This window comes from Staphylococcus sp. acrmy (genome assembly GCF_022690565.1).
Lineage (GTDB): Bacteria > Bacillota > Bacilli > Staphylococcales > Staphylococcaceae > Staphylococcus > Staphylococcus caledonicus.
The window spans coordinates 1-24,871 of record NZ_JALCVE010000011.1; the positions used below are offsets into that span (position 1 = coordinate 1).

Annotated in this window: 27 protein-coding genes, 2 tRNA genes and 1 riboswitch; of the genes, 3 read left to right on the top strand and 26 right to left on the bottom strand. The window is 32.8% G+C overall.

Annotation, left to right across the window (positions count from 1 at the left end):
• Position 1: 1 nt before the first annotated feature.
• The 18 genes from FH144_RS10270 to FH144_RS10355 all read right to left on the bottom strand — a co-directional run bounded on the left by FH144_RS10270 (position 2) and on the right by FH144_RS10355 (position 15,488).
• Positions 2-75: transfer RNA gene (locus FH144_RS10270), tRNA-Gly, on the bottom strand.
• A gap of 22 nt (positions 76-97) precedes the next feature.
• Positions 98-183: transfer RNA gene (locus FH144_RS10275), tRNA-Leu, on the bottom strand.
• 473 nt (positions 184-656) lie between these two features.
• A complete protein-coding gene (locus tag FH144_RS10280; RefSeq protein ID WP_242315681.1) occupies positions 657-1,112 on the bottom strand; it encodes a SprT family protein in 456 nt (151 codons plus the stop codon).
• A complete protein-coding gene (locus FH144_RS10285) occupies positions 1,105-3,252 on the bottom strand; it encodes a Tex family protein (protein WP_242315683.1) in 2,148 nt (715 codons plus the stop codon). Before FH144_RS10285 ends, FH144_RS10280 begins: the two co-directional genes overlap by 8 nt.
• Before the next feature lie 153 nt (positions 3,253-3,405).
• Positions 3,406-4,176 carry an RNA polymerase sigma factor SigB gene (gene sigB, locus FH144_RS10290; protein ID WP_242315685.1) on the bottom strand — a complete coding sequence of 257 codons (771 nt, stop codon included), beginning with the start codon at positions 4,174-4,176 and terminating at the stop codon, positions 3,406-3,408.
• Positions 4,151-4,603 carry an anti-sigma B factor RsbW gene (rsbW, locus tag FH144_RS10295; protein ID WP_232806184.1) on the bottom strand — a complete coding sequence of 151 codons (453 nt, stop codon included), beginning with the start codon at positions 4,601-4,603 and terminating at the stop codon, positions 4,151-4,153. Before rsbW ends, sigB begins: the two co-directional genes overlap by 26 nt.
• 28 nt (positions 4,604-4,631) lie before the next feature.
• Positions 4,632-4,958, bottom strand: coding sequence for an anti-sigma factor antagonist (locus FH144_RS10300; RefSeq protein WP_107507962.1), 327 nt, complete (start codon positions 4,956-4,958; stop codon positions 4,632-4,634).
• Positions 4,959-5,052: 94 nt separating this feature from the next.
• Positions 5,053-6,054 (bottom strand): SpoIIE family protein phosphatase, encoded by a 1,002-nt coding sequence (locus FH144_RS10305; RefSeq protein ID WP_107507963.1) that lies wholly within the window; start codon positions 6,052-6,054, stop codon positions 5,053-5,055.
• 270 nt (positions 6,055-6,324) lie between these two features.
• A complete protein-coding gene (locus tag FH144_RS10310; RefSeq protein WP_107507964.1) occupies positions 6,325-6,690 on the bottom strand; it encodes a type II toxin-antitoxin system PemK/MazF family toxin in 366 nt (121 codons plus the stop codon).
• On the bottom strand, positions 6,687-6,857 hold the full coding sequence (gene mazE, locus FH144_RS10315; RefSeq protein ID WP_107507965.1) for a type II toxin-antitoxin system antitoxin MazE: 171 nt from the start codon (positions 6,855-6,857) through the stop codon (positions 6,687-6,689). Before mazE ends, FH144_RS10310 begins: the two co-directional genes overlap by 4 nt.
• A gap of 86 nt (positions 6,858-6,943) precedes the next feature.
• On the bottom strand, positions 6,944-8,092 hold the full coding sequence (gene alr, locus FH144_RS10320) for an alanine racemase (RefSeq protein ID WP_242315687.1): 1,149 nt from the start codon (positions 8,090-8,092) through the stop codon (positions 6,944-6,946).
• A gap of 109 nt (positions 8,093-8,201) precedes the next feature.
• Positions 8,202-8,561, bottom strand: coding sequence for a holo-ACP synthase (gene acpS, locus FH144_RS10325; protein ID WP_107507967.1), 360 nt, complete (start codon positions 8,559-8,561; stop codon positions 8,202-8,204).
• Between the two features lie 22 nt (positions 8,562-8,583).
• Positions 8,584-9,099, bottom strand: coding sequence for a PH domain-containing protein (locus FH144_RS10330; RefSeq protein WP_242315689.1), 516 nt, complete (start codon positions 9,097-9,099; stop codon positions 8,584-8,586).
• Complete coding sequence (locus FH144_RS10335; protein WP_242315691.1) at positions 9,092-10,615, bottom strand: PH domain-containing protein; 1,524 nt, start codon at positions 10,613-10,615, stop codon at positions 9,092-9,094. Before FH144_RS10335 ends, FH144_RS10330 begins: the two co-directional genes overlap by 8 nt.
• Complete coding sequence (locus FH144_RS10340) at positions 10,608-11,087, bottom strand: PH domain-containing protein (RefSeq protein ID WP_242315694.1); 480 nt, start codon at positions 11,085-11,087, stop codon at positions 10,608-10,610. Before FH144_RS10340 ends, FH144_RS10335 begins: the two co-directional genes overlap by 8 nt.
• Before the next feature lie 183 nt (positions 11,088-11,270).
• Positions 11,271-12,785: a degradosome RNA helicase CshA gene (cshA, locus tag FH144_RS10345; protein ID WP_242315696.1), complete on the bottom strand. Its 1,515-nt coding sequence runs from the start codon at positions 12,783-12,785 to the stop codon at positions 11,271-11,273.
• A gap of 261 nt (positions 12,786-13,046) precedes the next feature.
• Complete coding sequence (locus FH144_RS10350; protein ID WP_242315698.1) at positions 13,047-14,402, bottom strand: UDP-N-acetylmuramoyl-tripeptide--D-alanyl-D-alanine ligase; 1,356 nt, start codon at positions 14,400-14,402, stop codon at positions 13,047-13,049.
• A 15-nt stretch (positions 14,403-14,417) separates the two neighbouring features.
• Positions 14,418-15,488: a D-alanine--D-alanine ligase gene (locus FH144_RS10355; RefSeq protein ID WP_198612461.1), complete on the bottom strand. Its 1,071-nt coding sequence runs from the start codon at positions 15,486-15,488 to the stop codon at positions 14,418-14,420.
• A gap of 674 nt (positions 15,489-16,162) precedes the next feature.
• On the opposite strand from FH144_RS10355, the gene FH144_RS10360 reads away from it, so the two are divergent.
• The gene (locus FH144_RS10360) at positions 16,163-17,353 is read left to right on the top strand and encodes an FtsW/RodA/SpoVE family cell cycle protein (RefSeq protein ID WP_107507974.1); all 1,191 of its coding nucleotides are present in this window, start codon (positions 16,163-16,165) and stop codon (positions 17,351-17,353) included.
• Between the two features lie 179 nt (positions 17,354-17,532).
• Here the strand turns inward: FH144_RS10360 and FH144_RS10365 are convergent, their stop codons facing one another.
• From FH144_RS10365 to csoR, 3 genes are all read right to left on the bottom strand, one after another.
• Positions 17,533-17,670 carry an Lmo0850 family protein gene (locus FH144_RS10365; RefSeq protein ID WP_107507975.1) on the bottom strand — a complete coding sequence of 46 codons (138 nt, stop codon included), beginning with the start codon at positions 17,668-17,670 and terminating at the stop codon, positions 17,533-17,535.
• Between the two features lie 88 nt (positions 17,671-17,758).
• Positions 17,759-17,965 carry a putative copper chaperone CsoZ gene (gene csoZ / locus FH144_RS10370; protein ID WP_242315700.1) on the bottom strand — a complete coding sequence of 69 codons (207 nt, stop codon included), beginning with the start codon at positions 17,963-17,965 and terminating at the stop codon, positions 17,759-17,761.
• A 12-nt stretch (positions 17,966-17,977) separates the two neighbouring features.
• Complete coding sequence (gene csoR, locus FH144_RS10375) at positions 17,978-18,271, bottom strand: copper-sensing transcriptional repressor CsoR (RefSeq protein ID WP_107507977.1); 294 nt, start codon at positions 18,269-18,271, stop codon at positions 17,978-17,980.
• A 186-nt stretch (positions 18,272-18,457) separates the two neighbouring features.
• On the opposite strand from csoR, the gene cls reads away from it, so the two are divergent.
• Positions 18,458-19,942, top strand: a complete 1,485-nt coding sequence (gene cls / locus FH144_RS10380) for a cardiolipin synthase (protein WP_242315701.1) — start codon at positions 18,458-18,460, stop codon at positions 19,940-19,942.
• Positions 19,943-20,074: 132 nt separating this feature from the next.
• Positions 20,075-20,716: an HD domain-containing protein gene (locus tag FH144_RS10385; RefSeq protein WP_242315703.1), complete on the top strand. Its 642-nt coding sequence runs from the start codon at positions 20,075-20,077 to the stop codon at positions 20,714-20,716.
• 69 nt (positions 20,717-20,785) lie between these two features.
• Here FH144_RS10385 and yidC read toward each other — a convergent pair whose 3' ends face one another.
• The 5 genes from yidC to tenA all read right to left on the bottom strand — a co-directional run bounded on the left by yidC (position 20,786) and on the right by tenA (position 24,673).
• On the bottom strand, positions 20,786-21,658 hold the full coding sequence (gene yidC / locus FH144_RS10390; RefSeq protein WP_198612456.1) for a membrane protein insertase YidC: 873 nt from the start codon (positions 21,656-21,658) through the stop codon (positions 20,786-20,788).
• An 87-nt stretch (positions 21,659-21,745) separates the two neighbouring features.
• Positions 21,746-22,384 (bottom strand): thiamine phosphate synthase, encoded by a 639-nt coding sequence (gene thiE, locus FH144_RS10395; RefSeq protein WP_242315705.1) that lies wholly within the window; start codon positions 22,382-22,384, stop codon positions 21,746-21,748.
• 1 nt (position 22,385) lies between these two features.
• On the bottom strand, positions 22,386-23,177 hold the full coding sequence (gene thiM / locus FH144_RS10400) for a hydroxyethylthiazole kinase (protein WP_242315707.1): 792 nt from the start codon (positions 23,175-23,177) through the stop codon (positions 22,386-22,388).
• Positions 23,170-23,991 carry a bifunctional hydroxymethylpyrimidine kinase/phosphomethylpyrimidine kinase gene (gene thiD, locus FH144_RS10405; RefSeq protein WP_198612453.1) on the bottom strand — a complete coding sequence of 274 codons (822 nt, stop codon included), beginning with the start codon at positions 23,989-23,991 and terminating at the stop codon, positions 23,170-23,172. The genes thiM and thiD overlap by 8 nt, the downstream gene beginning before the upstream one ends.
• Positions 23,984-24,673, bottom strand: a complete 690-nt coding sequence (gene tenA / locus FH144_RS10410) for a thiaminase II (RefSeq protein WP_107507983.1) — start codon at positions 24,671-24,673, stop codon at positions 23,984-23,986. Before tenA ends, thiD begins: the two co-directional genes overlap by 8 nt.
• A 75-nt stretch (positions 24,674-24,748) precedes the next feature.
• Positions 24,749-24,850, bottom strand: a riboswitch (TPP riboswitch).
• Positions 24,851-24,871 lie beyond the last annotated feature (21 nt).

Below are 24,871 nucleotides of genomic sequence, written 5' to 3' on the forward strand. Positions count from 1 at the left end.
ATGGAGCGGGTGATGGGAATCGAACCCACAACATCAGCTTGGAAGGCTGAGGTTTTGCCATTAAACTACACCCGCATATTTAATTAGAAAGATTATTTGGTGCGGCCGAGAGGACTTGAACCTCCACGGGATTTCTCCCACTAGGCCCTCAACCTAGCGCGTCTGCCATTCCGCCACGACCGCTGGCAAAACGCAATAATTATTTAAATCATTATCGAGAACATTATCAATTGTAAATGCTATGTAATGAAAAGTCAATAACTTTTTAATACTTTTTTAATAATGTTTTACAAACACTTAATGTTTGGTCATTTATTAACGCAACGATATCCATAATACATGTTTATATTATTAAAGTCAACATTATAATTTTAAAAAAGTAACTGAGCCACTAAGAACTTATATACTAAGCAAAGATTACCGGTCCCATTCTCTCTTATTCTTAGCCTACCGATATTTTATATCTAAATTCATAAGTAGAACATTAATTATTTAGACCTTATTAAATAGATACACGCTATTACCTTTCTACTTTTCTCACTATATAATAAAAGAATAGCCACGAAAGAAGTATAACTTTATTGAATACTACTTCCATAGCTATTCTTGGTATGATTACATATTTATATAGCTTATTAAAACTATAACCTAAAATTTTATTTTATTAATTTTTTGAGTTTTAGCTTTCCACCACAATGACCGCATCTCATCTTTTTTATGTTAACTTTCCTAATTCTGAGATATTCATGATTACATTTAGTACATTGGTAAATATAATTAGCTCGTTGTTCATAACTATCTATTGGAGTACAAAACCTAGGTGCATTAACTTGTTTACTCAATATTTTAAAATCTCGATCTCTATGCTTATATCCTTTTCCCAATAAATGTAAATGATAATGACAAAGTTCATGCTTTATAATATCTACTAATGCATCATTACCATAAGTCTCATATTGTTTAGGATTGATTTCAATATTATGTGAGCCCAGTAAATAACGTCCACCAGTAGTTCTTAACCGATTATTGAATAACGCTTCATGTTCAAAAGTCCTATCAAATGCCTCTAACGAGATCTCTTCTACTAATTGTTGTAACTCTCTATTATTCATTTGGATTAATCATTGTTAATGAAACTTTGTCTTTATTTTTATCAATACTTAGAATCCATACGTCAACTATGTCTCCAACACTTACAATATCCATTGGATTTTTCACAAATTTCTTGGAAAGTTTAGAGACATGTACTAATCCATCTTGTTTTACACCTATATCAACGAATGCACCAAAATCAACTACATTTCTAACCGTACCACTTAATTTCATTCCTTCAGATAAATCTTCAATCGATAATACATCAGATTTAAGGATTGGTGTTTCGTATTCATCTCGAGGGTCACGGTTAGGGGCCATTAATGATTTAATAATATCTTCTAAGGTTGGCAGTCCTACTTCTAACTCATTAGATAATACTTCAATATCTGCTTTGGCTAAGGTTTGTTTTAGCTTTTCAGAACCTAAATCTTCAATAGTTAAATTTAATTTATTGAGGAGTTGATAAGTTACTCGGTAACTTTCAGGGTGAATTGATGTGTTGTCGAGTGGTTCTGTGCCATTGACAATTCTTAAGAAGCCGATACTTTGTTCAAATGTTTTAGCACCTAGTCTTTTGACTTTGCTAATTTCTTTATTGTGTTTTATTGCTCCATTTTCTTCGCGATAATTAATAATATTTTGAGCGATAGCACCAGACAATCCTGAAACATGTTGCAATAATGATTTAGAAGCTGTGTTTACATCGACACCAACTTGGTTAACAGCTGTTTCTACAACAAACGTTAAGGCTTGTTCTAATTCTTTTTGATTCACATCGTGTTGGTATTGTCCGACTCCAATTGATTTAGGATCTATTTTCACTAATTCACTTAATGGATCTTGAACGCGTCGACCAATGGATACTGCACTTCTCTCTTCCACTTGAAAATCAGGAAATTCTGCTCTTGCAATTTCTGAAGCTGAATATACAGAAGCCCCCGCTTCATTAACAATGATAAATTGCGCATTGAGCTTATATTTATTAATGACATTGGCGACAAATTGCTCAGTTTCACGGCTAGCCGTGCCATTACCTATAGCGATGAGTTCCACATTATTGTCTCGGATAATCTTCACTAATTCTTTCTCCGCAGCATCAACATGAGATTTAGGTGGGTGCGGATAAATCACACTTTTAGCAATAAACTTTCCAAAAGGATTAATCACCGCAAGTTTACATCCAGTTCTAAATGCTGGGTCAACCCCTAGAATTTGTTTACCTTTCATAGGTGGTTGCAGTAGTAAATTCTTTAAATTCTCGCTGAAGACTTCAATTGCGTGTGCTTCTGCTTTTTCAGTTAAATCACCACGAATTTCTCTTTCAATTGAAGGCATAATTAAACGTTTCAAACTATCTTGAATGGCTTCACGTATATAACTCAGATGAACGTTTGAGTTTTGAACTTCTCTCTTTTCAATAAAGTTCTCAATTTGTGAAGTATCAAACTCAATTTTGACAGATAATACTTTTTCTTTTTCTCCACGGTTCATAGCCAATACTCTATGATTAGCTATTCTTTTCACTGGCTCAGAGTAATCATAGTACATGGCATAGATTTCTTTTTCATCTTCTGCTTTCTTTTTCTTAGAAGTCACAACTTGCCCTTGTTGATAAACATCTTTTAATAATTTGCTACGATATTTAGGGTTATCAGAAATTTGTTCTGCAATAATATCTTGTGCGCCTTGAATAGCCGCTTCCTCTGTCTTAATTTCCTCAGATAAATAGCGTTGTGCTTCTTCTTGTATATTTTTGTCTTTTCCTAACAGAATAAATGTCGCTAACGGTTCTAACCCTTTTCTTTTAGCTTCTGTTGCTCTAGTTTTCTTTTTCTGTTTATAAGGTCTATATAAATCTTCAACACGCTGTAATTTATTTTGTTTTAATATCTCTTGACGTAGTTCATCAGTTAATAAACCTTGTTGCTCAATATTATGTATAACTTCTTCTTTTCGTTTTTGTAAATTCACTACATATTGATATTCATCGGAAATTTGTTTAATCTGTACTTCATCTAAGCCACCAATAGCTTCTTTTCTGTATCGTGCAATGAAAGGTACAGTATTATTTTCTTCTAATAGATCCAATACTGCTTTTATTTGTTTTTCTGAAAATTGATACTTTGTCGCAATTTCATCAATGAGTTTTTTATCCATTATCTAACCACACTTTTCCAATATTTCTATCTAATTTTAGCATGTTTTAATATATGATTTTATCTAGCTCCATCTTACAATTCTAATAAAATTAAACAACCCAGAACATTTCTTAATGAAATATTCTAGGTTTATAGGCTATCAGCTATTTTATTATTGTTTTGCAGCTTGTTGTAATTTTTTAATTGCTGTCCTTTGTAATCTTGAAACATGCATTTGACTTAAACCTATACGTTCGCCAGTTTCTTTTTGACTTAATCCTTCAATAAATGTGCATTGAATGATTTCTCTTTCTCTATCAGATAAGATTGGCAAGATGCGTTCTAAGATCATGCGTTTTTCCGTTAAATCATAGTTATCATCTTGTTGTCCCATAATATCTAATAATGTTACTGTCGAACCGTCTTTATCCGCTTCAATGGAATGGTCTACACTTAAAGCGTTATAACTTTGTCCCATTTCCATGGCTTCAAGTACTTCTTCTTCTGTGACTTCTAAACGTTTAGCAATTTCTGCAATTGATGGTGAACGTTCTAACTCATTGGTTAGCTCGTCGCTCACCTTTTTTATTCGTGGTCCAATCTCCTTGATTCTTCTAGGAACATGAACACTCCATGTTTTATCTCTTAAATATCTTTTAATTTCACCAATAACAGTTGGCACTAGAAATGCTTCAAATTTGCGATCAAAAGATATATCAAATCTGTTAATAGCACCTATTAAACCAACCATACCAACTTGAACTAAATCTTCGTGATGTGATTGTCCTTTAGAATATTTATAGGCTAAAGACTCGATTAATTTACGATAGTGAGTAACTAGTCTATCTTGAGCATCAGTATTCGCATTTTCTTGATGTTCTTTAATCCATTGGTTTATTTGTTCAGGTGATACATCATTAACTGATTTCGACTCTTTCGTCATTATTTGGCACCTGCTCTTTTTTTATATACTTAATCATGCTGATGGTTACACCAGACTCTTTAAACACTTTTACTTCATCCATTAAGGATTCAATTAAGAATAGACCTAATCCACCTTCACGTAAGAAATCAATATTTTCATTATCGTTATAAGGTCCTAATTGTGCTTTAGTTGTTTCATAATCAAAGCTTTCACCTTGGTCTGAAATAACAATTTTAATTTTATCATCAAATAGTTCAAAACATAAGTTTATCATACCATTTGTTGATTCATGTTTATAGGCATGTTTTACAGCATTAGTCACTGCTTCACTGACAGCAATTTTAGAATCTTCAATATCATCATACGAAGCGCCGGCTCTAGAAAATACACCTGACAACGTCAAACGTATTAAACTCACATATTCCGCAGAGGCAGGTAATTTCATTTCGATATAGTCATTTTTAATTGGCAAGTTACTCTACCTCCGTTCCTTCATTAACATGCATTAAATCTTTAAGACCAGTAATATCAAATAATCGTCCAATTCTATCTGATACACCTAATATATAAAGTTCTTTATCATTTTGGTTCAATGCTTTTAATGTACCTACGAACAATCCTAAGCCCGTTGAATCCATATAACTTACATTAGATAAATTTACATGGATATCATGTGTACCCTCTTGACGCATTGGTACAAGTACTTCTTCTAATTCGGGTACTGTATAAACGTCCAACTCTCCGGCTACAATAACTTCATAATAGTCATCGTGAGTTACCGTTTCAATATTAAGATTCATAGTTTTTTACACTCCTAGTATTTTCTTATTCAATAATATGTATACTATACAAGTATACCCATTGTTGTAATTATATAATCAAAAAATTTAATATTTAATTTACTCTTTTTATGATTAAAATGGTCATATCGTCACGTTTATTTGGATTCTGAATTTTTAAAATAGCTTCATACAAAATCTGTACGATATCTTGAGGATGCATATGTTTATATTTGTGAATCAAATTAAGCAATGTATCTTTATCAATAAATTCTCCATCTGTATTTCTTGCTTCTGTTACACCATCAGTAAAGATAATGACTAAGTCCTCTAAATTAATTTGAATTTCTTGCTGACTATATCGAGTATGTTGATTAACTCCTAGAACTCGGCCTCTTACATCAATTTCTTCAAATGATTCTGTCTCTGCTCGATATACATATCCAGGTTCATGCCCAGCTGAACTACAATAAAGTAAATGATTCATCTCTTCATATAAACCATAGAACATGGTCACGAACATATTTTGGTTAACGTTTTTTTCGACTACGCGGTTAAGCCTCTTTAATCCGTCACTTGGTAATTGAGAATGTCCATAAGAGTCCATTCCAAATTTAATCATACTCATAGCTAAGGCAGCTGGTATACCTTTACCAATGACATCTGCCACAGCAAAACTCATCGTTCCATCTCTATGATCAATAAGGTTAAAGTAATCTCCACTCACTTTTTGAGCAGCTACTGATATTACGCCGATTTGTATACTATCAAATTGAGGTATATCCGTTTTTAACATCGTTTGTTGAAGTCTGGAAGCTAAGTCTATCTCTTTATCGTGGAATTGCATTTTATCAACGAGCTTTTGATAATCTCTATAACTATAGCCAAAACCTTTAACTATTTCTTGCAAGACATCTAAGGTTTCGAGCACCTGTGTTTCATTTAAATTTAAAGAAGTGATATATGTTTTATGTATTTCAACAACATCTTCAGGCAAAATATCTTTTTTGATTACTTCATTAGTAAATTCATCACATTTTTCTAAAAATTGCTTTTTATTTTTAGCAACTAAACTTTCATCTATAAGTTGTTTATAGTGTTTTTTAAATTCTTCCACGAATCTGCCTCCTTACTTCGCAGTTACAATACTTACGTTTCATTAGCTTAATTTATATTACAAATAATACTTATATCTAAAAAAGACTTTAGGATAACCTAAAGTCAGCAACTAGAGACAATGACTAAATAGTAAGACTATTGTAGAATAATACTAATTTATATGTATAAGCATCTTTTTCTCATTTATTGATTACAAAATAATCAACAACAGGAAAACATTGTCTTTCATAGTTAGTTTTGCTTATATTTGGTTTATACATGGAAAACATTAAGTTTTTTGAGGTTTCACCTCATCGTGTAAACCTAAACTAATATCTAGAGCCCCATCTACTTCTTTCATTTTCTCTTCTGATAAATAGGTTAATTTTTCTTTCAATCTCTTTTTATCAAGTGTTCGAATTTGTTCTAGTAGAATTACTGAGTCTTTGTCTAGTCTATACTTATGTTTTTCTATTTCGACGTGGGTTGGTATTTTGGCTTTATTAATCCTACCTGTAATTGCCGCAACAATTACGGTAGGACTATATTTATTACCAGTATCATTTTGAATGATTACTACAGGTCTGACTCCCCCTTGTTCTGAGCCCTGTACTGGTGACAAATCAGCTAAATATACATCTCCTCTTCTAATCATTCACTCTTATAATTAGAAATGATATATGTTTCATTGCAATCACAAGCTTCACATTCAAGAGGGAAAGCTTCTGTTGCTAGGGAGAGGTTTAGATCGGCCATTTGTACATAGCCCTCTTTTAAAGACTGTTCAAGACTGTGGCTTCTATTCTGATTAAAAGTTAACATACTTATGAACCTCCATTTGGTACCAAATAAACACTATAAACCTTAAGTTAAGTTAATAATAACAAATTTTGTATCAAGTGACTATACTATTTTAGTAATTCATTGGTAACATACGTTTGGTCGTCTATATTATAGACACGTGGCACACGTCTTCCTAAATTGCATAACACTTCATAACTTATCGTATGTTGTTGTTTGGCTAATGCTTCTGCGGATTGGGGCGAATCGATGTGATTATCTAAAAGAATAACTGCGTCGCCTTCTTTAATAGTCTCTGGAATTTTTACAATTGTTTGATCCATACATACGCGACCAATGATTTCACATTGTTGACCATTAATATCTACATAGCTACCTTGCATTGATCTTAAGTAGCCGTCTGCATAGCCTATTGGTAAAATAGCAATCCTCATATCTTCTGGAGCAGTGTACGTACTACCATAGCTTACAGATTCGCCTGTTTTTAAGTATTTAGTTTGAACGACTTGAGTGATTAATTGTGCACTTGGTTTCAGTTCAGTCTGTACATTTTCTCTGACAAATTCTGAAGGGTAATAACCATACAGTGATATACCTACTCTTAAAGCATTACATAGTTCATAATCTTTTAATAATGCACCCGCCGAATTTTGTGAGTGAATATATTTTGGTTGTTCAACCTGTGTGACTAAAGTTTCAAACAAAGCATATTGTTGTTCAATTGAATCTCCTGGCTCATCTGCATTTGCAAAATGAGTATAAACGCCTTCAAACACGAGATGTTGATAAGAATGAATTAAATCGACAACTTCTTTGTATTCTTCAATCGTTTTTATCCCAAGTCTGCCCATACCAGTATCGAGTTTTACATGTAACCATAAATTTTTCTCATTATCCTCATCGATTAGCTTAATAGCTTCTTCTAGCCATTGTTTAGAAGGTACTGTAATGGCTACTCTATGTTGAATGGCTTTATTAATATCTTCTAGCGGAATAACGCCTAATATGAGTATTTGTGCATTAACTCCATGCATTCTTAGTTCAATTGCTTCGTCTAATGTGGCTACTGCAAAAAATTCTGCACCATGTCTCATCAAATATTGAGCTACTTTTACGCTACCTAATCCATAACTATTAGCTTTTACTACAGGTATAATCACTTTGTCTTTATGAAGATTTGTAAAAGTAGTGTAATTCTCTTTAATAGCCTCTAAGTCTACGTTTAAGTAAGTTGCTCTATAAAATTTGTCTGACATAAGACGTCCTCCTCAAAATTTGAGATTAACTGTTTTAGCTTACTTTTTAATCAGAAGCTATTTAAATCTCGTTACAGTCCTCATATACATAGTTATAATTATAAGCTTGTTAATCTTCTTTTTCTAATATTACCTGGCTCATCGCATAATTATCTGTATGTGTAATTGTGACATGTACTATAAAACCGGCATAATCTATACAGGGTTTACCTTTGTCATCGTTATAGCAATTAATATCGTTAAATGATACTGTTTTGCCCAAGCCAGTGCCTAGTGCTTTACTAAAAGCTTCTTTAGTCGCAAAACGTCCTGATAAAAATTCTATTTTTCTTTTTTCACTTGTGAAAGAATGAAATTTTTCTTGTTCTTGCTCTGTTAATATACGTTCTACTAACTTACTCTTTTGTTTTAAATAAACTTTAGTAATACGCTCTATTTCTATTAAATCACTACCAATTCCATAAATCATAAACGTAACCTCACTCATCAAGTCATTCACTTATTTGTTCTTCGGTTGGTTCTTCAGTTATTTGATCTTGATGATTACTTTTCTTAATCTGAAGAATCTTCTTTAACTCATAGGCATCTTGCTTATTAATTAATTGAATTTCTGAATTACCACCCGCAGTTGAAAGATATAATGTCGCTAGTTGATATTTTCTCATAAGATATCCTTCTACAACATCAATATTTTGTATGCGGTAAAATGGGATAATTTTTGTATTAATAAAGATGATGCCTGTTCTTATATAAATCTCATGGTCTTTATAATAATAACGAAAGTTTTTAAATCTTAAGATTGGCGTTATAACAGTAAAAATCACTAAAAACAACACTAATATACCTATACTAATAGTTATACTCCAAATTGGTTTCGTTAGATGCATAAAATATATATCTACTATATTTGTGATAATTAAGATTAATAATAATACCGCAAACGTAATTAAAGAAGCGATTCTTATTACTTTTGGTCCTTGTGGATGCATATACTTATAATCATTCATTATACTCACCTCTTAAATATGCATTAATATAGTAGTTTGCTGTGGTTTCAGAAATAAATTTCAAATGAATGTCTTTAAATATCGAACCTTTAGCAAGTATAAAATGTAAGTTTGATAATTGACTTCTTTCTAGTAATGGATGTTGGTTAGTTTCCATTCCTATTATCTTATCCGTTTTAAAATAATACGTATTAAATCCGAATAAGCTTACTTGTCGCAGTGCTATTTCCTCATTTTCAAAATGAAGGCCTGAGGAACGAACATAAATTAATGCATGAATCGCCATAAGTACAATGATAGCCACTGTGATTAAGATGCTCCAAGCACTCCAATAGTATGTAGCAAAGCAAGTAGCAATGATTAAAATTAAGCTTGGAATGAAGAAATGACGATGGTAACCACGCCATGGCATCCCTTTATGTACTTTGCTAAATTGCATTTCAGGAACAAGACTTTCAATGATGTTATAAGCTTCTTTACGTTTAATAAACGGTAATATCATAATCTTTCCATTATTACTGACATCATCTTCGGATTCTACGTCTAGATCACTAGTGATGATAAAATGAATAGATGTGTATCCAAATAATCTTCTTAAAAATGATTGTTTCTCTAACACTGCTTGGAGTCGATTAGTTGGCACTGTAATATTTTTAACATTTAATAAACCATAACTAATTTTAAGTTGGCTATCTTGTTGGCTAACAGTGTAATTGTGATAACGGATTAATGTTATGAGTGTCCCGACGATATAACTAATGATTAAAATAAAAGCTAGGCATGTGATTACAATTAATGATACGGAGTCTATCCAATGCCATAAGTTCTCTGTCCATTTACTCCACGGAATGACATCTTGAAAAGCACCGATAATTGGGGATATGGTAGCGAATGCCACGCCTATAGCACCACTTGTCATCGCCATCAATAATAAAGAACCAAAGGACATCTTAAAAATAGGCTTACTCTCAAGGTGTTGATTTGGCGTAGTTTCATTAATGTCATCGGAATGAGCTAATGCTTCCTCTCTTATATTATCTTGAGAATCAACTTCAACTTCACCTTTTAATTCTAATTGTCTTTTACGAATGGCTTGTTCAATTAAATCACTTTGTGATTTAGAAATGGTAGATAGTTCAACCCCATCACTCGGTGTTTTAATTTGTAAACTCACTCCGCCAACGATTTGATTGATTAATCCTTGTGTCGTATCTAACGATTGAATTCTACTAATATTTAATTCTTTACGTTTTTTATTAAACCAACCGGACGTGATGATAAAATGCTCGTCTTCAATCCAATAACGTGTAACGCGCACATCTATGAATTTACTAATAGAGGCAAATAGAACAATGACTATGAAAATAGCTGGTCCAATATAATGTCTAATTTCAGTGAAATCAAAATTCCAAACATTAAAGCCTATAAAGACTATAAAAGTTAAAATATTTTGTTTTATTACTTTAATTAAAGCAGTCAGATAGGAAATGGGATGTAACTTCTGAGGGCTATACATCAGTATCTGCACCTCTCAATTCTATAAAGATATCATTCGCTAACTTTTCGGCTTCTTGCTCTGTAACCATTGGTAGTGTTATTTCATGACCAGCAGTTACAGCTACAATTTTATTTAATTTTAATTTCTTCAATATCGAGTTAGTTTTTAACTCCAAATATTGTAGTCGCTCAATTTTTATAATTTTATAATTTTTAAAAATAAAAAAGGCTTTAGTTTCTAAATTATTATTTTCCACTCGATAATACCTATAATTAAAGCGTATGTATGGTTGGATCACTAAACGGATTATAGATAGAACTAGTAAGCCGACTAAAATGTAGATAATAAACTGGTACCAAGTAAAATACTTCCACATTACATATAAGGCACCAAGTATAAGAAGCTCTATTAAAAAGGAAATACCACTACTTATCCAGTGGTAAGTGTATGCATTTTTAGGACTTTTATGAAATGAGTTCTCTAACTTCATAATAAACTCCTTCGCAATTTTTCTACATTATATCATATTCACTATTATTTTCATGAGCTCATAAAATGAAATTTATATTTATTAATTTTAAAGTAAATTTTTATTTCACATTAAAAATAAAAAACGAGGCTAAGCCATTAATGTAGACATGGCTCAGTCTCGTAAAAAATGAATTCATATTAATTATTTTTGTAAGTCGGCAAATGTGCGACCTTTCATAGATGATCTACCTTTGTTTTGGTTGTCGCGACGTTCAGGTTTTTTACCTTTTTTCTTGTTGAAGTTACCTTTTGAACGTTTGTTTTTATTGTCGAATTTATTGTTGCGTTTACCGCTACGACGTGAGTTATTACCTTTACCTTGTTGACGATTTTTACGTGCTAAAGGTTTTTCAAAAGTTAATTGTACTTCAACTTCATCATTAGCTTCTACAAGTTCTTGTAATAATGATGCAACGAGTTCTGTGCTATCATATTCTTCTAATAATTCACTTGAAATGCGTTTTAAACGGTCTTCACTTTCACGTGACATCCAGTTTTTAACTTTATCTTTAATATCTTCTTCACGGGCTTTAAGTACTTCTTTTCTATGTGGAGGTCTTAAAGCGCTCATTCTTCTGTTATTTGCTTCTTCAATTTGGCGAATATAATCCATTTCAATTGGATTAACAAATGTTACAGCAATACCTTCTTTACCGGCACGGCCTGTACGTCCAATTCTATGAGTATAGCTTTCAGTATCTTGAGGAATATCAAAGTTATATACGTGACTAACGCCTGAGATATCTAAACCACGCGCTGCTACGTCTGTAGCTACTAAAATGTCTAATTGATCATTTTTAAATTTCTTTAAGACTTCTAAACGTTTAGCTTGAGTAATATCACCGTGTAAACCTTCTGCTTTATAACCTTTAGATAATAACGCACTTGTTAGTTCGTCGACACGACGTTTTGTTCTACCAAATACGATTGCTAATTCAGGTTGGTGAACGTCTAGGAAGTTTGTGAATGTATCGAATTTTTCAAGTTCTTTCACAATTGTATAATACTCGTCGATATGAGGATCTGACATTTCATTATTCATTGTTTTAACAATTTGTGGTGATTTCATAAATTGTTGCACTAAGCTTTGGATAGTTTTAGGCATTGTTGCTGAGAATAACATAGTTTGTCTTTGTTCAGCTGGAATTTTATCCATAATAAATCTCATATCATCGATGAATCCCATGTTCATCATTTCATCCGCTTCATCCAAGATTAATGTATGGATGTCTTGAGTTTTTAAAGTACGACGATTTAAGTGGTCGATAACTCGTCCAGGCGTACCTACTACAATTTGCGGTCCACGTTTCAATGCTTTGATTTGTCTGTCGATTGGCATACCACCGAATACAGTAACTACTTGAACATTTTGTCCGTGACTGAATTCACGTAACTGTTCAGCTACTTGCATAGCTAATTCTCTAGTCGGTGCTAAGATTAAGGCTTGAACGCCTGATCTGCCAACAACTTTTTCAATTAAAGGAATCCCGAAAGCTCCTGTTTTACCTGTACCAGTTTGAGCTTGTCCTAGGACGTCTTTCCCCTCTAATGTGTAAGGGATACTTTCTGTTTGGATAGGTGTTGGTTCCTTAAAACCCATTGCTTCAAGGGTCTCAACTGTTTTATCCGAAATCCCTAGTTCTTTAAAATTTTGCAATATAATTCTCCTTTAAACTTTCTTATTTAATTAATATACGTCTGTGTATATAAGGTCCTCTTATTACGTCAACTTCTATATAGTACCACCTAAAAATATATATCGCAATAAAGCAATTCGTTAGCATAGCCTAATATCTTATTATTTGAGGGATAATGGTGTTTATATTTTTCTTTGGAAAAGGGCATAAAAAACAAGCCATTGCCGGATTTTACTCACACACAATGACTTATTATATACAAAATTATTTTATTGAAAATTTTAAATAAGTTCGTTGACGACTTCTTCGAGTTTATTTCCTCGAGAACCTTTGATTAGTAATTTATCTTGTGGTACTAAATAACCTTTTAAATACTTAGTTAATTTTTCTTTATCGATGAAGTAAGCGACATTTTCTACAAATTGGCCACCTACGTCACTTATAAATTTAGCATCATTCCCATAAGTTAATAAGGTGTGAATGTTCTTGCCTTCTAAATGAGCCCCTACCTCTTCATGCATTTGACGACTATTTTCTCCTAATTCTAGTGAATCAGCAAGAACAATAATCTTGCGACCATCCATATGACTTAACGTATCAATAGCGGCTTTCATACTTGTTGGGCTAGCATTATATGCGTCATTAATAACTGTAATCTGTTCGTCAGTTACATGACGTTCCATGCGCATGCCTGTTAGTTGAACGTGATTAATATTTCGCTGAATCGTAGCATAGTCTAGACCGAGTTCATGGCCAATTGCGATAGCCATGGCTGCATTTTTCATATTATGAATACCTAAAATAGGTAATTCATAGTGTTCTTCATCATTTATTTTAAATGCAATTCCGTCATTTTTACTATTTTCAACTTCACATACTAATGCATTATCATGATTTAATCCTACACCTAATAATTTTACTTGTTTTAATTTTTTAACGTGTGGTTGTAATAATGGTTCATCGCCATCATAGATAAACGTTCCATTTGCTTTTAAACCAATTGTAATTTCTGATTTTGCTTGAGCAATACCTTCGCGAGAACCTAAATCTTGCATATGTGATTCACCTATATTTGTAATCACTGCAATATCGGGTTGAGCGATCGTTGATAATAATTCAATTTCGTGAAAACCTGACATCCCCATTTCAAGAATGGAAATATCCGTATCTTCGTCAAGATCTAAAATAGTTAATGGTAGTCCAATTTCATTATTGTAATTACCTTGTGTCTTTTTCACTTTAAATTCGGTGTGTAAGACGCTCTCAATCATATCTTTTGTAGTAGTTTTACCGTTAGAACCTGTTACCCCAATGACCTTAGGATTGACATGGTGTAAGTATGCCTTAGCAAGGTCTTGAAGTGCGGTAAGTGTGTCTTCTACCCAAATGATTGGACCATTTATGTCATCGTCAATGAGGTGGCCTTTTTCATAAAAAGAAGCACCTGCACCATCTTTCAAGGCTTGATTAACAAAACGGTGTCCATCGACGTTCTCACCTTTGAATGGGATAAATAGCATACCCTCAGTAATCGCACGTGAATCAATCGTAACGCCTTTAATTGTATTCTCTAAATATTGTTCATCAATATCGCAAGGTATCCAAGTTTGTATCTGACTTAATGATACTTCAATCATAGTTGAATCCCTCTCTTAATCAATAGTATATTTATTTTTCTTTTTGTCTTCATGACGTTCTTTGGCTAAATCAATTAATTTCGTAATTAATTCAGAATATGAAAGACCCATATTTTCCCAAAGGCTTGGATACATGCTAAAGGCAGTAAATCCAGGCATAGCATTTGTTTCGTTAATGAAAATTTGATTATCTTCTGTAACAAAGAAATCTGCGCGAACTAAACCAGAGCAGTCTGTAGCTTTAAAAGCTTCAAGTGCCATATTGCGTAATGTCATTTGAACCTCTTCATCTAATTCTGCTGGAATTTGTAGACTAATTTTGCCATCTTTGTATTTAGATTTATAATCATAAAATGCTACATCTTTAATGACTTCACCTGGCCATGTTGTTTCTGGATAGTCATTACCTAATACCGCTACTTCAACTTCACGTGCATCGATACCTTGTTCAATAACTAATTTACGGTCAAATTGGAATGCTTCTTCGATACCTGCTTTTAATTCTTCTTCATTGTTACATTTACTAATTCCTACACTTGAACCAAGGTTAGCTGGTTTGACAAAGACTGGATATGTAAGTTTGTCTTTTACAAGTTTAATGATGTTACCTTCATATTTCTCATATTCACTTCTTAAAAAGCTAATATATGGTAATTGTGGTAGGCCTCTATGTTCAAACAGTTGTTTCATCACTAATTTATCCATTGAACTAGAAGCGGCTAGTACACCATTACCTACGTATGGTAAATCAAGTACTTCGAATAGTCCTTGAATCGTTCCATCTTCTCCGTTAGGCCCATGTAATAATGGGAAAATAGCGTCATATTTATTACCTTCACTACTTTCTTTAAGTAATAATGTAATTTCTCCAGCTTCAACGTCTTCTAAACTAAGTTCTTCGACAGATTTAATTTCTGAAGCAATGTTATTCTTTTTCTTCCATTGTCCATCATTAGTAATGTAAATGATATCAACAAGGTATTTGTCTTTGTTAATCGCGTTTAAAACGTTTTGTGCAGTCAGTTTTGATACATCGTGTTCTGCGCTTTTACCACCATATACGATACAAATATTTTCTTTTACCATATTTAGTTGCCTCCGTTAAGAAATGCGACACGAGAAGTTGATCGCTACTAATTTATATATTTGAATATCAATAACGGTATTCCAACTTCTGTGTTATAGCACTTTCTTTAAATTAATAGTTACTTCATTCTGAGACTGAGACATTGATCGTTTGTGCGCTGGGAAACCGATAAACGGTGTCCCAAAAGCAGGATTCTCGGCAGATACCGTCACGATTCGACAAAGGGAGCGGTACAGAAATCTAATGAAATTTCGAAGATTTCGTAGTCCCGCCCCGGCAAAGTTGACTAGAAATGAAGAAAGTGAGACTTGAACGCATCTTCATTTCAGACAACTACTGCCTAAACACATAGATTAGGAGATAATATTTTTTGCTCATCGTTCGGTTCTGCTCAAATCCTAAACGCTTTTGTCCCAACCTCTTGTATAATTTTGATTAGTGTAATGTATGCTTTCTAAAAGACAATATTATCACAGTATTCAACTATTTTGCATTCATCATCTCGTAAATTCCCCTTTATTTTATATATACATCTTTGTCTTATAAAAATATTATTTTCTCTTAACTGTGATTTTAAAGAACTCTCAGTTATTTTCTAGCATATTCACATAAAGTCATGTAAAATCTATATATAATATTAATCGTTAGATTATGGAATTTAAGGAGTTTTCTCATGAAATATTCATCCCGTCAACAGCCTTCAAAACATTGGCTACGTAAAATCGACTGGATACTCATAGCATTGTTAGCAGTTTTGGCTATTATTAGTGTAACTACTATTAGCTCAGCAATGGGTGGGGGTCAATATAGCGCTAATTTTAGCGTTCGCCAAATTATATATTATATTTTAGGAGCTATATTAGCATTTATCATTATGCTCTTTTCACCTAAAAAAATTAAAAACAATACTTATTTATTATACATATTCTTCTGTATTCTACTTATTGGCTTACTTATTATTCCAGAAACACCAATCACACCAGTCATTAATGGTGCAAAAAGTTGGTACACGTTTGGTCCAGTAAGTATTCAACCTTCTGAGTTTATGAAGGTTATACTTATTATCGCTTTAGCCAAGGCAGTAGCTAATCATAATCGTTTTACTTTTAACAAGTCTTTTCAAACTGACTTAGTATTATTCTTTAAAATCATTGGTATCTCTATTGTTCCAATGGCCTTAATTTTACTACAGAATGATTTAGGTACAACGCTTGTAATTTGTGCAGTAATTGTAGGTATCATGCTAGTAAGTGGTATTACATGGCGTATCCTTGCGCCCCTATTTATTGCCGCTTTCATTATTGGCAGTAGCATTATTTTAGCTATTATCTATAAACCATCATTAATTGAGAACCTTCTTGGCGTAAAAATGTATCAAATGGGACGTATTAATTCATGGTTAGATCCATATTCATACAGTGCTGGAGATGGTTATCACTTAACCGAATCTTTAAAAGCTATTGGTTCAGGACAATTATTTGGTAAGGGATTCAATCACGGAGAGGTTTACATACCTGAAAATCATACCGACTTTATCTTTTCAGTAGTTGGTGAAGAAATGGGATTCCTTGGAGCAGTGGTTCTTTTACTTATCTTTTTAGCTCTAATCTTCCATTTAATTAGACTAGCTACAAAGGTTGAGTCTTCATTTAGTAAAATATTTATTATTGGTTATGTTTCATTATTAGTATTTCATATCTTGCAAAATATAGGTATGACAATTCAACTATTGCCAATCACAGGTATTCCACTACCATTTATTAGTTATGGCGGTAGTTCATTATGGAGTCTAATGGTAGGTATTGGCGTTGTGTTATCAATACATTTCCATCAGCGCCAAACTATGCCAATAAAAGACAAATAACTTTCGTAATATAAATTTAGGCTACTAAACTCTCTGATTTGAGAATTCAGTAGCCTGTTTTTTCGTTTGAAAAATTATTGCTTTAGTGTACCGCTAATCAATGTCGAAGAACAAAAACGATAAATGTATCATTCTCTTTGTGTTCCTTTAAATAACATTATCTAGATATTGTGATGAGGTTATTTAACTTCTGGACGAGCTGGCGTTGATGAGGGCAAAGTGTTAATAATGTCTAAACGAGATTTTGTTTTTTTAATATTTACACCTAAAGACGATAATAATTTGACTACATTTTGTAACTTATCCTGTTTACTCATAGTAATCACCTCGTTTTTTGACTTTCATGGATATACTACCCTAATTAAAATACAATTACTACTCATTTTTAAAAATAAATTTCGATTTTTAATTTAATACTTTATAACCATCATCATAAATTTCTTTTTCTATACTGTTTAAATTGGTCGGTGTTTCAAATTCGATACTTACTTGCTGCTTGTCTAAATCTATCTCTACACTGCTTACGCCAATCATTTTTAACAATCGTTGTTTTAGTGCTTCTAATTGTTGTTGCGTTTTAAGCCCATCGATTTTCACTTTATTTACTGTCATTACTACTTACCTCTAATCTTTCATTAACTTTTGAAAAGTCACCAATAATTCTTCCATGGCCTCTTCTTGAGCACCATTATTTACTTTTTCCATAATACAACTTTTCATGTGATGATCTAATAATTTCGTTGCTACACTATTTAACGCAGAACGTGTCGCTCTAATTTGCGTTAAAACATCATCACAATAGACATCTTCTTCAATCATTCTATTAATCGCTCTAACTTGACCTTCAATACGATTTAATCTTGATTTTAAATTTATTTTTGTCTGTTCAGAATGATGTGCGTTATCTTGATTTTCCAAGGTGGTCACCCCTTCTTTCATTCTACTTTATCGTATAATTTCCCTTTACATCCGTCAATCTCAGATACTCGTATTCTGTGAAAATGGTCATGCTATTTCTTATTTACCGTGATACAATTATATTTAAGTATTAAATTACAATCTCAATTTACATGCAAGAATTTTATATAAGGTAGGAGGCAGTATATGATAGATTTATTTTCCTTGTCATTTTCACATTCCTCATTGTTAATTAATATCGTATTTATCGTTGCCTTTCTATTAAACTTGATTTTTGCGTTTGTCATTATCTTTATGGAACGCCGTAGTGCTGGTTCAATTTGGGCATGGCTATTAGTTTTAGTTTTTCTCCCAGTTATAGGTTTCATACTATATCTACTTCTTGGACGCCAAATTCAACGCGATCAAATTTTCAAATTAAAAAAAGAAGATCGTAAAGGTCTTGAGATGATAGTTGATGAACAAATTGAAGCATTAGAAAGTGATGATTTCTCTAAAGGTAATCATCAAATAGTTAAGTTTAAAGAAATGATTCGCATGCTATTATTTAACAATGCAGCTTTTTTAACGACAGATAATAACATTAAAATTTTTACAGATGGAAATGCAAAATTCAATTCCTTAATTGAAGATATTAAAAGCGCGCAAGATTATATACATATCCAGTATTACATTTTCAAAAGTGATAATCTTGGACGTCGAATTTTAGCAGCTTTAGAGAAGAAACTAGATGAAGATCTTGAAGTTAAAATGCTATACGATGATATGGGGTCAAGACTACTAAGAAAGAAAGACTTGAAACGATTCCGTGAGAAAGGCGCGCACGTTGAATCCTTCTTCCCTTCTAAACTCCCACTGATCAACCTACGAATGAATAACCGTAACCATAGAAAGATTGTTATCATAGATGGCAAAATCGGATACGTTGGCGGGTTTAACGTAGGAGATGAGTATCTCGGTCAAGATAAAAAATTTGGCTACTGGCGTGACACCCATTTACGTCTTGAAGGTGACTCAGTAAATGCTTTAGAACTTAGATTTATTTTAGATTGGAACTCTCAATCTAGTCGTGACTTTATCGAGTATGACGAACGCTATTTCCCTGATGTTGATTCAGGTGGCACGATTGGTGTTCAAATTGCTTCAAGTGGACCTGATGAAGAATGGGAACAAATTAAATATGGTTATTTGAAGATGATTTCATCTGCCAAACATTCAATTTACATACAATCACCTTATTTTATTCCAGACCAAGCCTTTTTAGATGCTATTAAGATAGCAGCTTTGGGAGGCGTAGAAGTTAATTTAATGATTCCTAATATGCCAGACCATCCTTTTGTCTATTGGGCGACATTAAAAAACGCCGCTTCTTTATTAGAGGCTGGAGTAAAAATTTATAAGTATGATAATGGTTTTTTACATTCTAAGACGTTAATCATTGATGATGAAATTGCAACGGTTGGTACTACTAATATGGATAATCGTAGCTTTACTCTTAACTTTGAGGTAAATGCTTTTATATACGATGAAGATATTGCTTGTCAGCTTAAACAAGTCTTTATAGATGATATGAAATTATCTTATCGTTTAACACAAGAACTATATAACCAACGTGGTACATGGGTGAAATTTAAAGAAGGTATTTCTCAATTATTATCGCCTATTTTATAATCAACTGAGATATGACTTAACTATATACAATTTATACATTGGAGCGGGATGATGAAATCTTTGGAACTATTGATTTCTATCCTGCTCCAAATCTTATTTCGCCTTCATTATCAATTTATAAAGGAGCACATTATGGAACAATCTCAACAAATAAAGTTAGCACATGATTATATGTATCGTTTTCATGAAAATGACTATTCTGGTCATGATATAGCCCATGTAGAGCGAGTAACATCACTTGTACGTGCTATTTACCAATCTGAACAACAAGGCAATGAATCAATTATTATTCTCTCAGCCCTCTTACATGACGTCATCGATGATAAATTGACAAATAAAGAACAAGCTTTAGATCAATTAAAAAACTTTCTAAATAGAATTGAATTGTCTAAAGATGAACAACAGCATATTTTATTTATCATTCAAAATTTGAGTTATCGCAAGGGAAACAATAATAACGTGGAATTATCAATTGAAGGACAAATAGTTAGAGATGCTGATCGTTTAGATGCCATTGGTGCTATCGGTATCGCCAGAACCTTCCAATTTGCTGGTCATTTTAATGAACCGATGTGGACAGAATCACCTCATTCTAACCCTCCCACTCCTGAAGATATCGTCACCCTATCACCTTCTGCAATTCGCCATTTTTATGATAAATTACTTAAATTAAAAGATTTAATGCATACCTCTACTGGTCGTAAACTTGCTCAAGAACGACATGACTTTATGAAACAGTTTTTAACTCAATTTTACTCTGAATGGCATTTATAAATAGTCAAAAAAGCATCGATACCATTACATGATATCGATGCTTTTAATATACAGAAGTAAATTTATATTCTATTTTTTCTTTTTATTATTTTTAGAAACTACTTGAGTATTTTTACCTTTAGCATTTGAGTCTTTATTTTTCTCAAATTTTTCGAGCATTGGTGCAACTTCTCTTTTAGCTACTTTTTCATAGTATATATTAGCGAAGTAAGTTTGTACAATTAAGAATGCTGCACTGACTGACCAGTATAAACCTAATGCTGAAGCTGAACTTAACGAAATCCAAATAATCATGATTGGTGATACAATCATCATCATATATGTCATTTGACGTTGTTCTTGTGGCATTTGTTTACTTGAAACCCATGCTTGGATAAAGTAAAGTACACCGGCAATAATTGTAATCCAAATGTCAGGATGTATTAAATTGAACCATAGGAAATGTGGATGTTCAGTAATTCCGCCACCAATACGATAACGTAATACGAAATATAAGCCCATAACGACTGGCATTTGAATAAGTACTGGTAAACAACCTAAAGCACTCTTCATAGGGTTAATATCATATTTTTTATATACTTCCATCATTTCTTGGTTAGCTGCCATTTTTTCTTCTTGAGTACGTGCACGTTTAACTTTTTCTTGTACGCCGTCAACTTCTGGTTTAGCAACTTTCATCTTTTCACGCATCATATGACTATTTTTATAGTTTGAAAGCATGAAAGGTAATAACACAATACGAATGACTAAAACTAATACAATGATTGCAATACCATAATCATCATTAAAAACTGAATGGCCTAACCAATGTAATACTTTAGACATTGGTTCGACGAATGTGTTGTAGAAAAATCCATCTCTATTACTAGATTTAGAATAATCACACCCGGCTAAAAAGACCATTACCCCTAATAACAAAGGTAGTAACGCTTTCTTCTTCATTTTTACACCTCTATTGATATATTCACATAGGGCTTATTTTATCATAATCACAGTGTACTAGAAAACAAAAAAGAAAAAAACTATCATTTATTTGAAATAACTTTGTAATTTGGTAACAGTCTTGTCAATATTATGACTACGTGCAATCGCTGAAATCACAGACACACCATCAGCGCCTGCTTGAGCAATTGGTTCAATGTTATCTTCATTAATACCGCCAATAGCTACCATTGGTAATGACGGGTTAAGATTTTTTAAAGTGCTAATCATTTCAGGACCTACTGGTGCACTAGCATCTGCTTTAGACGGTGTAGCATACATTGGCCCTACTCCTATATAATCAACATCGGTTAAATCAGAACCTTGATATTCTTCTTCATTTCCTACACTTAACCCAATAATTTTATCTTTAAAATCATCTCTAAAAGAAGTGACTTCTTCATCATCTTGCCCTACATGAATCCCATCAGCATCAATGGCTAAAGCTAACTCAACATCGTCATTAACTAGAAAAGGAATATGATATTCATGACATAACGTCATTAACTCTCTAGCTAATGTCTCTTTAGCCTCTCCTTTTAATGAATCTGGCCCCTTTTCACGAAATTGAAATAATGTAATTCCAGTTTCTAATGCTTGTTTTAAAATATCTTTAATATCAGAACCTTGTGGTATGTCTTGAGTTCCACAAATAAAATAGACATTCAAATCGTTCGCTTTAAACATATTATTCTACCTCTTCACGTTTAACATCTCGTTCATATGTTTCATAGTTCATTAAATACATTTGATCAAGTAATTGGGGTAAAAATGTGCCTGGTCCTTTAACTTGAGCATCATTTTCAGCAATTTCAGCAGCAATATTATAGAAACTTACCGCTTCTTCCAACACTTGTATTGATGGATGTGTTTCTCTAAATAAGAAACCTGCTACTATACCACCTAATAGACAACCTGCTCCTGTAATCTTAGCCAATAAAGCAGACCCGTTAGATAATTTAACAACTTTGTTATCTTGAACAATCACATCGTCTTTTCCTGTTAAGACGATGGCTGTATTTAATTTCTCATAAGCCTTCTTAGCAATAGTCACTGGATCAAGGTTCGTATCACCGTCTGTACCTTTCATAGTTGTATTCGTATCAACTAATGTAAGAATTTCAGAGGCGTTTCCTTTAATAACTGAAACTTCTACTTCTGATAAAAATCTTTGGCAAAATTGTTTACGATAAGTTGAAGCGCCTACTGCTACTGGGTCAAAAACGATAGGCGTACCTTGTTTATTAGCAATTTTACCGATTGCAAGTATATCTTCTTCATTGGCTTTAGTTAAAGTACCTATATTAATTAATAAAGCGCCCGCTACTTTGTAAAATTCTTCAGCTTCCTCTGGGGCTTCACTCATTGCAGGGCTTGCACCAATGCTAAGTAAACCATTTGCAGTAAAATTTTTAACTACATTGTTTGTATAACATACAACTAATGGATTATCTTGTCTTAATTTTTCTAAATTATTCATCATCTAATCCCACTTTCTTCATATAAGCGAAATGATTTACAGGGCCACGTCCTTGACCAATTTCAGGTGTATATTGAATACTCATTGAAATAAAATCTTTGGCTTTTTTCACTGCATCATAAATTGACTTACCTTTCGCAAGTTCTGCAGTAATAACTGCTGAAAATGTACAACCTGTACCATGCGTATGTTTTGTATCAAAACGTTGGTCTTCGAAAGTATAAACGCCATCTTTAGTGAATAAGAAATCTTTAGCGTTATTTAAATCAGCAGAATGGCCGCCTTTAATTACAACGCCTTTACTACCAATCTCATTAATAAAGATGTCCCCAGCTTTATAAATATTTTCTTCAGTATCAATTTTCAAACCTGTGATTTCTTCAGCTTCAGGTATATTAGGCGTAACCACGTCTGCTAAAGGTAACAATGTATTTTGTAAATGTGTTTTAGTATCATCATCCATTAATGAATCGCCACTTTTAGCTAGCATAACTGGATCAATAACATAAGGGATATCTGAATGTTCTTTTAAAAATCCTTGAATTAATTCCATTGTTTCTTTTGTGGCAATCATACCTGTTTTAATTGCATGCGGTAACTCGTCATCAAAGACGCTTTCAAGTTGTTCTTTTACCCAGCTCGTTTCAAGGTTGTGAATATGTTGTACGCCTTTTGTATTTTGAGCCACTATACTCGTAATAGCTGCCATTCCATACACACCACACGCGTGGAATGATTTTAAATCCGCCATTACTCCTGCTCCACCTGTAGGGTCTGTTCCAGCAATAGTTAAAGCAATCTTAGGTTTATTCATGGTTAGCGCCTCCAAAGTTCCATTGTTCATCTATATATGCCATATTAAAGAAGTTACGTTCGTGTATTGTACTTTGTAAGAAACTTTCTTTAATATCTGCTTTTTCTTGTTCTGTACAATTTTCAGTTAGTTCATCTAATAAGCGATCAAACACTTCTATAAGTGGACGCATCTCAGTACTATAAAAATCAAACCACTTAGCTGTGATTGAATCTCTATTTAAATTGTCATCTTCTAATGCCATTTTAGCCACAACTTCATATACGTATGGACACGGAGCCATAGCTGCGATGGTATACGCTGCATTTTCATGCGCATAAGCGTGATAATACATATGCTTAATATAATGGTCGCCACTTGGAGGCCAAACTTTTTCTTTAACGATTTCTTCATAAGGTTCATTAATATAGTCAGCTAAAATTTCATGCGCTTCTACTTCACCATCAAGCATAAATTCGATTTGTTCAACTAAGAATTTAACGTCTTTCATAGTTGGTGCTTTAGGTATTAAAAGTGCATATAAGTTAGTAAACTCTTTTAAATATGAAGCATCAGCACGTAGATATTGACGTACCGCTTGCTTTGATAGACTACCTTTTAATAAATCTTGAATAAACCCATCATTATAAATCTTCTCAATAATAGGTTGTGAAGCTTCTTTTAATTCAGTTGAAAAAGTCATTTCATTTCCTCCTTAAAAATAAAAAGCTACATTTCAACGTAGAAATGTAGCTTTCATTCTTAGAACATGAATGAAACGTTCACATCACTACTTTCCTACGTTGGTACTAACCAAGTCAGGTTATAAGGGTCCGAATCATTCATCTCAGCCATCAATAAGGCTCCCCTAGTAGCTTTTATTATTTCTTTCACCATATCA

What these genes read in the sequence shown, in the direction of transcription:
- mazE (WP_107507965.1), bottom strand. Translation starts at nt 6,857, where the DNA reads ATGTTAACTTTTAATCAGAATAGAAGCCACAGTCTTGAACAGTCTTTA.
- thiD (WP_198612453.1), bottom strand. Translation starts at nt 23,991, where the DNA reads ATGAATAAACCTAAGATTGCTTTAACTATTGCTGGAACAGACCCTACA.
- thiE (WP_242315705.1), bottom strand. Translation starts at nt 22,384, where the DNA reads ATGTTTAAAGCGAACGATTTGAATGTCTATTTTATTTGTGGAACTCAA.
- FH144_RS10340 (WP_242315694.1), bottom strand. Translation starts at nt 11,087, where the DNA reads ATGAAGTTAGAGAACTCATTTCATAAAAGTCCTAAAAATGCATACACT.
- thiM (WP_242315707.1), bottom strand. Translation starts at nt 23,177, where the DNA reads ATGAATAATTTAGAAAAATTAAGACAAGATAATCCATTAGTTGTATGT.
- csoZ (WP_242315700.1), bottom strand. Translation starts at nt 17,965, where the DNA reads ATGACAGTAAATAAAGTGAAAATCGATGGGCTTAAAACGCAACAACAA.
- FH144_RS10335 (WP_242315691.1), bottom strand. Translation starts at nt 10,615, where the DNA reads ATGTATAGCCCTCAGAAGTTACATCCCATTTCCTATCTGACTGCTTTA.
- FH144_RS10365 (WP_107507975.1), bottom strand. Translation starts at nt 17,670, where the DNA reads ATGAGTAAACAGGATAAGTTACAAAATGTAGTCAAATTATTATCGTCT.
- FH144_RS10300 (WP_107507962.1), bottom strand. Translation starts at nt 4,958, where the DNA reads ATGAATCTTAATATTGAAACGGTAACTCACGATGACTATTATGAAGTT.
- FH144_RS10310 (WP_107507964.1), bottom strand. Translation starts at nt 6,690, where the DNA reads ATGATTAGAAGAGGAGATGTATATTTAGCTGATTTGTCACCAGTACAG.
- alr (WP_242315687.1), bottom strand. Translation starts at nt 8,092, where the DNA reads ATGTCAGACAAATTTTATAGAGCAACTTACTTAAACGTAGACTTAGAG.
- tenA (WP_107507983.1), bottom strand. Translation starts at nt 24,673, where the DNA reads ATGACTTTTTCAACTGAATTAAAAGAAGCTTCACAACCTATTATTGAG.
- acpS (WP_107507967.1), bottom strand. Translation starts at nt 8,561, where the DNA reads ATGATTTATGGAATTGGTAGTGATTTAATAGAAATAGAGCGTATTACT.
- FH144_RS10330 (WP_242315689.1), bottom strand. Translation starts at nt 9,099, where the DNA reads ATGAATGATTATAAGTATATGCATCCACAAGGACCAAAAGTAATAAGA.
- FH144_RS10385 (WP_242315703.1), top strand. Translation starts at nt 20,075, where the DNA reads ATGGAACAATCTCAACAAATAAAGTTAGCACATGATTATATGTATCGT.
- FH144_RS10360 (WP_107507974.1), top strand. Translation starts at nt 16,163, where the DNA reads ATGAAATATTCATCCCGTCAACAGCCTTCAAAACATTGGCTACGTAAA.
- yidC (WP_198612456.1), bottom strand. Translation starts at nt 21,658, where the DNA reads ATGAAGAAGAAAGCGTTACTACCTTTGTTATTAGGGGTAATGGTCTTT.
- rsbW (WP_232806184.1), bottom strand. Translation starts at nt 4,603, where the DNA reads ATGAAATTACCTGCCTCTGCGGAATATGTGAGTTTAATACGTTTGACG.
- FH144_RS10350 (WP_242315698.1), bottom strand. Translation starts at nt 14,402, where the DNA reads ATGATTGAAGTATCATTAAGTCAGATACAAACTTGGATACCTTGCGAT.
- FH144_RS10280 (WP_242315681.1), bottom strand. Translation starts at nt 1,112, where the DNA reads ATGAATAATAGAGAGTTACAACAATTAGTAGAAGAGATCTCGTTAGAG.
- sigB (WP_242315685.1), bottom strand. Translation starts at nt 4,176, where the DNA reads ATGACGAAAGAGTCGAAATCAGTTAATGATGTATCACCTGAACAAATA.
- FH144_RS10285 (WP_242315683.1), bottom strand. Translation starts at nt 3,252, where the DNA reads ATGGATAAAAAACTCATTGATGAAATTGCGACAAAGTATCAATTTTCA.
- cls (WP_242315701.1), top strand. Translation starts at nt 18,458, where the DNA reads ATGATAGATTTATTTTCCTTGTCATTTTCACATTCCTCATTGTTAATT.
- FH144_RS10355 (WP_198612461.1), bottom strand. Translation starts at nt 15,488, where the DNA reads ATGGTAAAAGAAAATATTTGTATCGTATATGGTGGTAAAAGCGCAGAA.